This window comes from Paenibacillus phyllosphaerae (assembly GCF_014192105.1).
GTDB lineage: Bacteria > Bacillota > Bacilli > Paenibacillales > Paenibacillaceae > Paenibacillus_Z > Paenibacillus_Z phyllosphaerae.
In genome coordinates this window covers 1-12,926 of sequence record NZ_JACHXK010000028.1, presented here as the reverse complement: position 1 = coordinate 12,926, position 12,926 = coordinate 1, and the positions used below count along the sequence as shown (strand labels likewise).

The following is a 12,926-nucleotide window of genomic DNA, read 5'->3' as shown; positions in this document are numbered from 1 at the left end:
CTTGATAGATTAGCAATCGTACAAAGAAGGATGGTTGACATACATGACGACATTAGTGCGCTCAGATGTAGAGTTGCTGGCGCCCGCTGGGGATTGGGAATGCATGCGGGCTGCCGTTGCTAACGGCGCAGATGCGATATTTTTTGGCGTGGAGAAGTTCAATGCACGTGCGCGTGCCAACAATTTTCAGATGAGCGAGCTGCCGGAGATTATGGCGTTCCTGCACAGCTATGGCGTGAAGGGGTTCCTGACCTTTAATATTCTGGTATTCGAAGACGAGCTTCGGGATGCGAAGCAGCTGATCGATGCTTGCGTGGATGCAGGCGTAGATGCGGTAATCGTACAAGACTTAGGGCTCGTGAAGCTCATTCGCGAGATTTCGCCGGACTTCCCGATTCACGGCTCCACCCAGATGACGATTACGTCGCCGGAGGCGGTGGAGTTCACCAAGCCGTTCGATATCGAACGGGTCGTGCTCGGCCGCGAGAACAACCTGAAGCAGATCAAGACGATCGGCGAACAAGCGAAGCTGCCGATGGAAGTTTTCGTCCATGGCGCGTTGTGCGTATCGTATTCCGGTCAATGCCTGACCTCCGAGATGTGGGGCGGACGTTCGGCCAATCGCGGCGAGTGCGCGCAAGCCTGCCGTCTCCCGTATGACCTCATGGTCGATGGCGTGCATCAGCCGATGGGTGATATTGCCTACCTGCTTTCGCCGAAGGACTTGGCGGCGATCGATATTATGCCGGAGTTGATCGAAGCAGGCGTTACTTCCTTTAAGATCGAAGGCCGTCTGAAGAGCCCAGAGTACGTAGCGAACGTCGTCAGCAAATATCGCGCGGCGATCGACCGTTACTTTGACGGGGACCGTTCCGCACCATCGAAGGAAGAGATTCAGGAGCTGCAACAGAGCTTCTCGCGCGGGTTTACGCATGGCTTCCTGAAAGGGACGAATAACAAGCAGCTTGTCGAAGGGACATTCCCGAAGAGCCGCGGCGTTTATCTCGGCCGAGTGGAGCGCGTGCTTCGTGACGCGGTCGTCTGCCGGATCGAGACGGCGCTTAAGCGGGGCGACGGGATCGTATTCGATGCCGGCGATCCGACGAAGAAGGAAGAGGGCGGCCGGATCTATGATTTGCGTCGTCAAGGCGTGAAGATCGAGGGCGAAGCGCAGAACGGCACGATCTTGGAGATTGTGCCGGGACGCAATGACGTCGATCTGCGTAAAGTCCATGTCGGCGACCGGATTTGGAAAACGAGCGATCCTGCGCTTGACAAGCGGCTTCGCGCAACCTTCGAGACGGACAAGCCCTACCGGGTGTTCCCGCTGCACGTGAAAGTACTGGGTACATTGGGCCAACCCCTGAAGACCTGGTGGACAGATGTGCAGAAGGGTACGACGGTGGAGGTATTCTCGGAGATTGATCTGGAGGCTGCGCAGAAGCGGCCGATGGATTACGCCCTGCTCGAGGAGCAGCTCGGACGTCTGGGCGGTACGCTGTATCAGCTGGAATCGCTGCATGCCGACTTGCACGGCGATCTGATCCTGCCGATGCGGGAACTCAACCGGATGCGCCGCGTTGCGGTGGAACAATTGGCTGGCGAACGGCCGAAACCGCCGGTGTACATCAAGCGCGAAGTTGAGGTCTATGCCGATTCGCATCAGCCGAAGCAGAAGGCCGAGCCGCAGGTAACGGGTTCAGCCGCATCGCGAATGACGGTCCTGTGCCGTACCCTTCCTCAAGTGGAAGCGGCCGTTCGCACCGATGTCAGCATGATCTATGCGGATTTCGAATTCATCAAGCAGTTCCCTGCAGCAATTGAGATCGCGCGCAAAGCCGGCAAGCCGATCGCGCTGGCGACGCCGCGCATCCATATGCCGAACGAGAACGGCTACCATGCGAATATCTTGAAGCTTAAGCCGGATGCGGTCCTTGTGCGCAATACGGGAGCGCTCTACTATTACATGCGTGCGCGCGCCGAGCGCGGCGGTGAAGACTTCCCGAGAATTATCGGCGATTTCTCGCTGAACATCGCGAACCATAAAGCGGCCGATCTGTTTACGGAAGCAGGCTGCGAGCTTGTAACGCCATCGTACGATCTGAACGTGCAGCAAATGTTCGATTTGCTGAGCCATTCGGATACATCGAAGATGGAAGTCGTCATTCACCAGCATCTGCCGATGTTCCATACCGAGCATTGCGTCTATTGCACGTTCATGAGCGAAGGGACCGACTTCACGAACTGCGGCCGCCCTTGCGAGGAGTCCCGCGCTTCCCTGCAGGACCGGATCGGCATGAGCCACCCGGTTCGCGTCGATGAAGGTTGCCGGAACACGGTATATAATGCGATCGAGCAGTCGGGTGCGGAATACTTGCGTCAATTCGCCGATATGGGCGTCAAATCGTTCCGGATCGAGTTTCTGGAGGAGTCGGCGGAGAAGGTCGACGAAGTAATCGGGCTGTACAGCGATGCGCTGAGCGGCCGCATTAGCGGTACGCAGGTATGGCGCAGCCTGAAGGCAATCAATCAGCTGGGCGTCACGCGCGGTCAGCTAGTCAAATAGGTAAGAAAGGAGCGGGCCCTTCGTCGGGATACCGCTCTTTTTGTTGGCCGTGCAAGGACGAATTGTCACAATCATTTCCAGACTTTTGGAGAATAAGGCAGGTATTTTAGCGAATCAAGGCGAATGAACATAGAGGATCATTAATGACAATCGAACGTGAGGAATTTACGATGGAACATAACAATGGATTGTCTCAACATACAGATGCCTGGACGGACAGCGTATTGTCGCTGGAGCGGGCTATATTAGACGGAAGACGTGTTACTGCGGACATGCTTTCCGTGATTCCGGTTGCGATTCGAAGCCGGTCGCCGCTGCTGTTGCAGGCCGAGTGCGAAGATGGGTTGCTGACAGGCCGGCTGGTAGAGACGAAGCGCTTGATTGAGTCTGCCTTGCGCGCATTCGCCGCGCAAGCGAATGAGCAAGCGATGCTGACGTTAATGGGGATGCTGGGCTTGTTATACCAGCAGGTGGGGGACAGGCATGAGTCGTTGCCCATCACCGAGTTCTTAAGCTCCGAGTGGAAGCGAACGCCTGAAGCATGCAGCGGTTTCGTAGCATGGGCGCTGGCTCGGGCTTTTGCGAATGAATCGGCAGAGGCGATAGAGCAGGGCGCTGCCAACGATACCCCGAACGCCATGTTCCTAGGAGCGGCCACGCGCTTCCGTTCCGAAGGAAAGCCGATATGGGCGGCATTGGTGCTGCTGGATCGGTTGATCTATGATCCGGCTGATCCGGCGCTGCAGCAATCGGAGTGGCAGTTGCACATGCAGTGGCTGAACCGGAATTTGGACGAAACGCCGCTGAGCCGTTCTTTGGCGGAAGCCGTAAGCGCGGGAGGCAGGCCGAAGGATGAAGCCATGGAGGCGCTGCCGGCTCGGTTCGATTTTTTGATCAACGCGGTCTACTTTAACCGGGCTAACCGCAAACCGCTCAAGTCGCTCAGCGACGACATCGAGGTGCAGTTCTATGCGGCTGAGGCGGAGCTTAAGCGCCAGCTTCAGAGAGGTGAAACGGCACAGGCAGCGAACATTCAGGCTGCGCTCGAAGGTTACTTGAAGCTTGTCGTTACGCCGGAGATGAATCGCCGGATGGAACGTATCCGTCAGATGATGTCATCTGCCCCTAACGAGGTGGGACAGCATGAAGAGGGGCCAACGCTTGCAACGGAGACGACTCCTTTTGCGGCACAAGACGCGGGAGAAGCTGCATTATCGGAAGAGGCGGACTCGACCGGAGGCGCTGCGGACAAACGTTGGCGCGTACAGTTAATGGATGGCCTGCGATTCAGCACTTACGACGGATTTGTGGCTGAACCCGTCTGGAAGCGCCGCAAAGCGGGCGAGCTCCTTGTCTATCTGCTGCTGCAGCCTGCCTATAAGGCGAATCGGGAGCAGGTGCTCGAGCGCGTGTTCGGCGAAGGCGAGCATACGAAGCAATCGAACCAGCTCTATGTGACCTTGCATGATTTGCGCCACACGCTTCGCGAGATGGGGATGACCGATCCGGTCTACGTCAAACGCGGCGTAATCGGCTTGGACGAACAAATTATCGAGCAGGTGGACGCCGAAACGTATATGACGCTGTCGCGGGTCGGCGATCAACTATGGAATGACGATCGCGAAGCGGCCTGCCGCCTCTATGATGAAGCACTGCCGCTTTACGGACAGCTTGCGACGGAGCTGCCTTACGTGGAATGGTTGGAGAGGATCCGGGAGCAGATGCTGGACCGTCAGACGAATATGCTCAAGCGGCTTGCCATGTATTATACGGAACTTCAAGATGACGTCCGCGCCGAACAGCGTATAAGCGAATGGATCGCCCTCAGGCCCAATCAGGAGGAAGCTTATGAGTCGATGATTCGCCATTGTTTAGCCAAAGGACGTCGTGCAGAGGCAATTGGCTGGTACAAGCGCCTTGAACGGATCTATGAAGAGGAATTCGGTACGGAGCCGCTCGAGGAAACGAAGCGATTGTTATGGAAGTAAGAACGACTTTAGGCGAGAGGGGCATCCGGCGTCAGCCAGGCATGTTCCCCATCTCGATTCCGGCGGTAACGAGCAAGCTGATTGCCGTTTTGGTGTTTTCACTCGCGGTCGGTCTTACTGCCTTCTGGATCAAGAATGATCTGGTGCAGCATCGCCTGATCACGCATGTGCATTCCGACCATAACGTCTACCCCTTTCTCTCGGTAGCGGGCATCATTGCCTTGCTGGTGATTCATATGGGGATACGCTTATATCCGGTTTATCAAGCGCTAACGTCGAACAACTCGAGCCGTGAAGCCGTGAAGCGGCTGCAGAAGTATCCGTACGAACTGCTTGTCGGGATGGTACTGCTTGGTCTGGGGGCGGTCTTCGTCTCGGAATGGGTGGGACGTGAAGGGCGTCTGGAGGGGGCTAATCTGATTAGCCCCTTAATCGGCGGCATGGGCATCTCCCTAACGATAGCCATTCTGATGTTCACGATGGTACGGCGCGTCCTCCGGCCGGTCATTGTGGAATTGCAGTATGCCTTGGACGGCTACAGCATTGGCATACCGATTGTGTGGCCGATGCTCATTACATATGCTTGCACGCTGTTGGCGGCAATTTTGAATTTATTCCAGCTTACGATTGTCGAAAGTCAGGAGCATGACAAGAACGCGCCTTATTTTGTCGGAATGGCGGCGCTTTTCGATGTCGTATTCGCGCTGCTGTTAGCCGGGTTCGTCACGCTGCGATTCCGCAGGGAGCTGGCCGGCCTTGTGCGAAGCATCCGCGAACTGGTGGTGGAAGGCAGCGACATGCGCTTGAGCAAGAAGCCCGCGGCTTCGCCAGCCGATGAGGCGGGGGAGCTGGCGTTGGTCTTCCGTGAGCTTCAGCTGCGTATTGAGCAGAAATTCGAATCGCTGGGACGGGAGCTGAAACTTGCGAACAAAGTACAGCAAAAAATGCTGCCTCCGGGAGACTTAACGATTGGCTCCTATCGGATTGCTGCGCGCAATCGTCCATTCCAGGAAGTGGGCGGCGATCTGTTCGACGTGTTAAGCCTCGGTCCGAACCGGTTTGCCGTCATGATCGGCGATGTGTCGGGCAAGGGATTGCCGGCAGCTTTGCTGATGTCGGCACTGCTGCTGCTGTTCCGTTCGGAGATACGCCGCAACGGCAGTCCGGCCGAGGTGTTGGCGCGGATGAACCGGGAGCTGTGCGAGGCGATGGGCGAAGATAGCACCGTAACGCTGGGCGTTGGTGTCATCGATGCGGTACATGATACGATTCAGTATGCGAGCGCGGGGCATCTATCGCCGTACATCGTCCATAAGGAAGGGACGATCGAAGCTATATCCTGCAGTTCGCTTCCGATCGGCATTGACGAAGACATGAAGTATGAAGAGACGGTGCTGAAGCTTCAGCCAGGCGATCGCTTCATTCTCTATACGGACGGGCTGATCGAGTCGATGGATGAGAGCGGCCGCATGTACAGTTTCGACGGACTGGAGCGGGAATTGGCCGCATGGCAGGCTGGAGATGATGTGGCTGCGGTGTTGGACGACTGGCTTGCGCGTATGGATGCGAGCTATGTCAAAGATAACGATGACCGTACCGTAGTTGTGCTGGAGCTCGTACAAGCCTACTGGCTGCAGACGGCGCAGCGGGAAGCGTCGGCGGTCACGCATGCCGAAGCGCTCTCCGAATTGACACCAAGCCGATTTTATGCGCATGATTGGATGCTGAATAGTATCGAGGGGATGGAACGGTCGGTTTCCGAGCAGGTCGGTCTTCTCGTTGCTACGTTCTGGCCGGAAGTTGACCTTCGCGAAGATGTCCAGAGCGCCGTATCGGAAGGGATTATGAATGCCATCGAACATGGCAATCGGCATAACCCGGAGTTGGTTGTGACGGTTCAAGCGCAGGTGGGCAGCAGGCTGACGGTTATTCGCATCTATGACTGCGGCGGTGGCTTCTTCCCCCATGTGGCGCGAAGCGAGAACGAGATGGCCAAGAAGCGGGAACTTGAGGATCCGCGCGGCTGGGGACTGGTGCTGATCGACTCCCTGTCCGATTACTGGTCGACCGGCCGGGATGAGCGGGGCTTTTATATGGAACTTTATTTTATGCGCAAATCACGCGGGTAACCCGCACACAGCAAAGGAGGCGATGGCGGTGGAACAGCCATTAGTCATCGACAAGCGTGAATTCCCCGGAGGCTATGTGGTTCAGCTCAAAGGCGAGCTTACCCGGGCGTCGGAGCAGGATCTTCTAGGCCGCTTTACGGTGGAGAATGAGCAGATTCGATTTTTGGCGCTCGATCTTACGGAGGTTGCTTATATAAACAGCGGTGGGATGGCGGTCTTGATCCGATTGGCGCGTACGGCCAAAAAATCCGGTACTCATACGTTCGTGTGGGGCATTACGGCGCATTATGAGAAGCTGTTCCGGATGGTCGGCCTGACCGAATGGGTCATGCTCTATCCGAATGAATTTGCCGTGATGCAACGAATCGAAGCATTAGGACAGCAGTAAGTCGGTTTATGCTTTAGGAAGGGAATGCTTACTACCATCATGCACACAAATCTATTTTCGTCCTGGCGGCATGTCTTTAAGCTCGATCCGGAGCGGGAGCTAACCGACGAGGCGCTTGACGCCATCTGTATGTCCGGCACGGATGCGGTTCTAGTCGGCGGCTCCAGCGGCGTAACCTATGATAATACGGTCGACCTGATGTCGCGGATCCGTCGCTTTGAGGTGCCGTGCGCCCTCGAAGTATCGAGCCTTGAAGCGGCCGTTCCAGGCTTTGATTGGTATTTCGTACCGCTTGTGTTGAACACTCCGAGAGGGGAATGGATCGCCGGCAATCAGATCGAAGCCATGCGCAAAATGGGGCCCTTCATTCCGTGGGAATGCACGTCCGCGGAAGGATACATCATTCTTAATCCGGAAGCGGAGGCGGCCAGGTTGACGGGCGCGGATGCCTCTCTTGGCCCGGATGCCGTGGCGGCTCATATGTATATGGCGGACCGGCTCATGCGCCTGCCGGTCGTCTATCTGGAATACAGCGGGACATTCGGCGACATGGCATTAGTCAGCCATGCTTCCAAGCTGCTGACACAGGCTCAGCTGTTTTACGGCGGAGGCATCGACGATGCGGCGAAGGCGCGCGCGGCAGCCGAGGTTGCGCAGACCGTCGTTGTCGGCAACGTCATCTACGACGATTTGGAAGCGGCTTTATCGACAGTCCAGGCCGTTCATCAGACGCCGCTAAGAACGGCAGCATCTTCATCCTAATAAGCACTTCACTCGAATAGGCTCCCAAGCGATTCAATTGCAGCTCTTGCCAGCGTAATGTCGCATAGGGGGCCTTCTCTTTTTTGATCTGGACACGGGGCGAGCATCCGGCAGTTAAGCCTGATAATGCGAATGACGGTTTTCGAATTCCGCTCAACAATAACACATGGAAAATGCCGTAAAGGCGCACTTTCAAATTGACACCGCAAGCCCTGTTGTCTAGACTTAGGAGAGGCGAACAAATGCGAACAAAAGGAGCTTTATTCCTCATATGTTAAACGAATTTAGTATCGAACAAGCGGTGCAGAGGCTGAATCCGCAGCAGCGGGAAGCAGTATTGGCTACCGAGGGTCCGCTGCTGATTATGGCTGGAGCGGGCAGCGGCAAGACGCGCGTGCTGACTCACCGGATTGCGTACTTGATTGAGAAACGCCGAGTTGCGCCTTGGAGCATTCTGGCGATTACATTTACGAATAAGGCGGCAAGGGAGATGCAGGAGCGCGTCTCTTCGCTTGTAGGCCCATCCGGACAAGATATTTGGGTATCGACCTTCCACTCGATGTGCGTTCGAATTTTGCGGAGGGATATCTCTCGCATCGGATTCTCCCAAAGTTTCTCGATTCTCGACTCGGCTGACCAGTTATCCGTTATCCGCAATATTATGAAAGAGATGAATATCGATACGAAGAAGTTCGAGCCGAAGGCGGTTCAGGCGAAGATGAGCGCCGCGAAGAACGAACTGTTGACGCCGGAGCGTCTCGAGAACCAGATCGGCGACTACTTCGACGGGATCGTGGCCAAAGTCTATACCGCCTACCAGAAGCGTCTGAAGGCCAACAACTCGCTCGATTTCGACGACTTGATCATGACGACGATCGAACTGTTCAAGGAAGTGCCGGAAGTGCTAGAGTTCTATCAGAACAAATTTCGTTACATCCACGTCGATGAATATCAGGATACGAACCGGGCGCAATATATGCTGTGCAACATGTTAGCCGACAAGCATCATAATATATGCGTCGTCGGCGATAGCGACCAGTCGATCTATCGTTGGCGCGGCGCCGATATTACGAACATTCTCAATTTCGAAGAAGACTACCCGGAAGCGACGACGATTCTGCTCGAGCAGAATTATCGTTCGACTGCGAACATCCTCGATGCCGCGAATGCAGTGATCAATCTGAATACCGGGCGTAAGGCCAAGAAGCTGTGGACCGACAGCGGCGAAGGCGATTTGATTACCGTCTACCAGGCAGATTCGGAACATGACGAGGGCTACTTCGTCACCGGCGAAATTCAGAAGAATATTAAGCAAGGCAAGCGCTATGCCGATCATGCGATTTTGTACCGGACCAATGCGCAGTCCCGTGTCATAGAGGAAACGCTGATCAAATCCGATATTCCGTACCAGATCGTCGGCGGCGTCAAGTTCTATGACCGCAAAGAGATCAAGGACCTTCTTGCCTATCTGCGCCTCATCTCGAATCCGGACGACGACATCAGCTTTGCGCGGATCGTGAACGTGCCGAAGCGGGGGATCGGGGATACGACCGTTTCCAAGCTCGCGGAGATCGCAGGCGAACGGGGTATCTCGATATATGCCCTGCTCGATGAGCTGGACTGGCTGGACGTCACGGGCCGCGCGCGTACGGCACTCAAGGAATTCCGCGATATGATTGCGAATCTCACGCAGATGGTCGAGTACCTCTCCGTCACGGAATTGACGGAGAAGATTCTGGAGATGAGCGAGTATCGTCTCGAATTGCAGCGGGAGAAGACGCTCGAATCCACCGCGCGGCTCGAGAACATCGACGAGTTCCTGTCGGTTACGCAAGATTTCGAGAAGCGCAACGACGACAAGTCGCTCGTTTCCTTCCTGACGGATCTAGCGTTGATCGCCGATATCGACACGGTCGATAAGGATGAGCCGGAGGGCGGCGTGAAAGACGCGATCATCCTGATGACGATGCACAGTGCGAAGGGTCTTGAGTTCCCGGTCGTCTTTATTATCGGCATGGAGGAAGGGGTCTTCCCGCATAGCCGCGCATTTATGGACAATGAGGAGCTGGAGGAAGAACGCCGTCTTGCTTATGTAGGCATTACGCGTGCGGAGAAGCAGCTGTTCCTGACTTGTGCCCGGATGCGGACCCTCTTCGGACGGACCAATGCGAATAAACCATCCCGATTCCTGGATGAAGTGCCGGATGAGCTCAAGAAGGATGCCTCTGCGGCAGGGCGCATTGGCGGCCGTTCATTCGGAGGCGGCAGCTTCAGCGGAAGCCGCACGTCTTCGCCGGCAGGCGGCGGTCTCGGTTTCCGCGGAGGCAGCACGGGCAGCCGTCCATCTGCTGCAAACTCTACGCAAACTAGCCCTAGCCCGGTATCCAGCGGCGTTCGGGTCACATCGCCAGTACCGGCGGCCGGAGCGGTTGCCGGAGGTGCGGCAGGCGGATCGAAGGATTTCAAAGTCAGCGACAAAGTGTCACATGGCAAATGGGGGATCGGTACGGTCGTGGCTGTCAAAGGCACGGGCAACGATACCGAGCTGCAGATTGCGTTCCCGGCACCGGTCGGCATTAAGAAGCTGCTGGCCAGTTTTGCCCCGATTACGAAAGTCGAATAATTGCTTATCCAACGGAGGAGAGACGCTGCAGCTTTAGGGTGGGCGTCTCTCTATTTACATACAGATCCATATGACGATAAAGCGAGGCGGAATGACCATGACAACAGCAATGGAGCGCATGCATGAGTTGGTAGCATTAATTGAACAGCACAACTACAACTATTACACCTTGGATAACCCAACGGTCAGTGACCAGGAATATGACGCGCTCTATGATGAACTGGTGAAGCTCGAGCGGGAGACGGGGACGGCGCTAGAAGATTCCCCGACGCAGCGGGTAGGCGGGGATATTCTCAAAGGCTTCGATCCGCACAAGCATCGCGCAAGATTATGGAGCCTCGACAAAGCGCAAGACATGGAAGACTTGATCGCTTGGAACACGCGCGTTCGCAAAGCGATTACGGATTATAACACCAAGAATCCGACGCTCGAGCCATTGCCGGAGCCTTCTTACGCGGTTGAACTGAAATTCGACGGCCTGACCTTGAATCTGACCTATGACAGCGGACGACTCGTGCAAGCTTCAACCCGAGGGAATGGCGTTGTCGGCGAAGGCATCCTTGCACAGGTCAAAACGATCAAGTCGATACCGCTGTCGATCCCGTTCACAGACGGAATCATTGAAGTGCAAGGCGAAGGGATCATGAACCTATCCGTCCTCGAGGCTTACAATAAGACGGCTGCAGAGCCGCTGAAGAACGCGCGGAACGCTGCTGCCGGGGCTCTGCGCAACCAGAATCCGCGGATAACCGCCGAACGCAAGCTGAATGCGTTCTTCTATAATGTCGGGTTTGCGGACGGCGTCGATTTTGACAGTCATCAAGAAATGATTCAGTTTCTGCGGGACAACCGTTTTAAGGTGAATCCATATATCTCGTATTGGCAGACCATCGAAGAAGTGCAGACCGAACTCGAACGAATCACGTCCATTCGCAATGACCTCGACTTTCTGATCGATGGAGCCGTTGTGAAGCTGACCGACATGCGTACGCGCGAAGCGCTCGGTTACACTGACAAATTCCCGCGTTGGGCGGTAGCTTTCAAATTCGAAGCCGAAGAGACGACGACGATTCTGGAGTCCGTATCTTGGGAAGTAGGCCGTACGGGCAAAATCACGCCGGTTGCGCGTGTCGAAGCCGTCGAGCTTGCAGGCGTAACCGTATCTAACTGCACGCTCAATAATATCGGCGATATCGAGCGGAAGAACTTGAAGCATGCGCTCGGTACGCGTGTATTTATCCGCCGTTCGAACGATGTAATTCCCGAAATTCTCGGCAAAGCCGACGAAGAAGAGATCGGGGCGGAGATCGTCTCCCCAACGTCATGCCCGGCTTGTGGAACACCACTCGAGCAACGCGGCGCCCATCTCTTCTGCAACAATAAATTAGGCTGCAGACCGCAGACGGTCGGACGCATTACGCATTTTGCTTCCCGCGATGCGATGGATATCGAATCGTTCAGCATCATGACGGCCGAGCAGCTATTCGACGAGTGCGAGGTGCGCGATCCGGCAGATCTCTATGAGCTCGACTATGACCGCTTGATTAAGCTGGATCGCTTTGGCGACAAAAAAGCAAAGAAACTGCTCGATGCGCTGGAACAGTCCAAGTCGCGAAGCCTGGCCTCATTCTTATTTGCCCTCGGTATTCCGAATACGGGCAAAGCGACGACCAAGATGCTGGCCGACCATTTCGGCAATCTGGCATCCATTCGTCAAGCCGAGGTGGAAGAGTTGATCGGATTGCCGGATGTGGGAGGAATCGTAGCAGAGAGTATCTATAACTTCTTCCGCGATCCCGTCTCGGCTGCAAGTGTCGATCGTATGCTGGCGCTCGGTATAAAAGCGGAATCGGAGCAAGCGGTGCCTGCTCGGACGGATAGCATCTTTAGCGGCAAAACCGTCGTCTTGACGGGGACGCTGACAGCGATGGGCCGCGATGAAGCAGCTAAGAAGCTAGAGGCATTAGGGGCGAAGATCAGCGGCAGTGTATCGAAGAAAACGGATATCGTTGTAGCTGGGGAGAGTGCGGGCAGCAAACTGACCAAAGCCCGTGATCTCGGGATTACAGTCATCGATGACGAGAATGAATTTATTCGTCTCTTGAACGAATAGCGAAGAGGTGCGCAAGCCCGCAACGACAGCGTTGCGGGCTTGTTATATTTTACAAGTTGCAAGAGTGGTTTCAGTATGGTAAATTACTTCTTGTCGCTTTTGAAGTTTGATCGACAACGAGATTCGCCAAATTAATAGTGAAACAAGTTGTTGACAAGCGAGTGAGAAGCTGATAAGATATGTCAAGTCACGACGAAACGTGACGCAAGTTCTTTGAAAACTGAACATATGATTCAATGAATCGACAACGTTTTGTTTTTATATGAGTCACAAGCACTTCTTTTATGGAGAGTTTGATCCTGGCTCAGGACGAACGCTGGCGGCGTGCCTAATACATGCAAGTCGAGCGGAGTTATT

7 protein-coding genes and 1 rRNA gene are annotated in these 12,926 nt (G+C 55.2%); all 8 read left to right on the top strand.

Annotation, left to right across the window (positions count from 1 at the left end; translation table 11 throughout):
- Window positions 1-43 precede the first annotated feature (43 nt).
- Window positions 44-2,566, top strand: coding sequence for a U32 family peptidase (locus FHS18_RS30905; protein ID WP_183604264.1), 2,523 nt, complete (start codon window positions 44-46; stop codon window positions 2,564-2,566).
- Window positions 2,567-2,709: 143 nt separating this feature from the next.
- Complete coding sequence (locus FHS18_RS30900) at window positions 2,710-4,554, top strand: AfsR/SARP family transcriptional regulator (RefSeq protein ID WP_183604263.1); 1,845 nt, start codon at window positions 2,710-2,712, stop codon at window positions 4,552-4,554.
- The gene (locus tag FHS18_RS30895; RefSeq protein WP_183604262.1) at window positions 4,545-6,683 is read left to right on the top strand and encodes an ATP-binding SpoIIE family protein phosphatase; all 2,139 of its coding nucleotides are present in this window, start codon (window positions 4,545-4,547) and stop codon (window positions 6,681-6,683) included. The genes FHS18_RS30900 and FHS18_RS30895 overlap by 10 nt, the downstream gene beginning before the upstream one ends.
- Window positions 6,684-6,711: 28 nt before the next feature.
- Complete coding sequence (locus tag FHS18_RS30890) at window positions 6,712-7,071, top strand: STAS domain-containing protein (protein ID WP_343060754.1); 360 nt, start codon at window positions 6,712-6,714, stop codon at window positions 7,069-7,071.
- A 39-nt stretch (window positions 7,072-7,110) separates the two neighbouring features.
- On the top strand, window positions 7,111-7,833 hold the full coding sequence (pcrB, locus tag FHS18_RS30885) for a heptaprenylglyceryl phosphate synthase (RefSeq protein ID WP_246428013.1): 723 nt from the start codon (window positions 7,111-7,113) through the stop codon (window positions 7,831-7,833).
- 271 nt (window positions 7,834-8,104) lie between these two features.
- A complete protein-coding gene (gene pcrA, locus FHS18_RS30880; protein WP_183604259.1) occupies window positions 8,105-10,456 on the top strand; it encodes a DNA helicase PcrA in 2,352 nt (783 codons plus the stop codon).
- A 97-nt stretch (window positions 10,457-10,553) separates the two neighbouring features.
- Complete coding sequence (ligA, locus tag FHS18_RS30875) at window positions 10,554-12,569, top strand: NAD-dependent DNA ligase LigA (protein WP_183604258.1); 2,016 nt, start codon at window positions 10,554-10,556, stop codon at window positions 12,567-12,569.
- 281 nt (window positions 12,570-12,850) lie between these two features.
- Window positions 12,851-12,926: ribosomal RNA gene (locus tag FHS18_RS30870) — 16S ribosomal RNA — on the top strand; the annotation flags it as partial.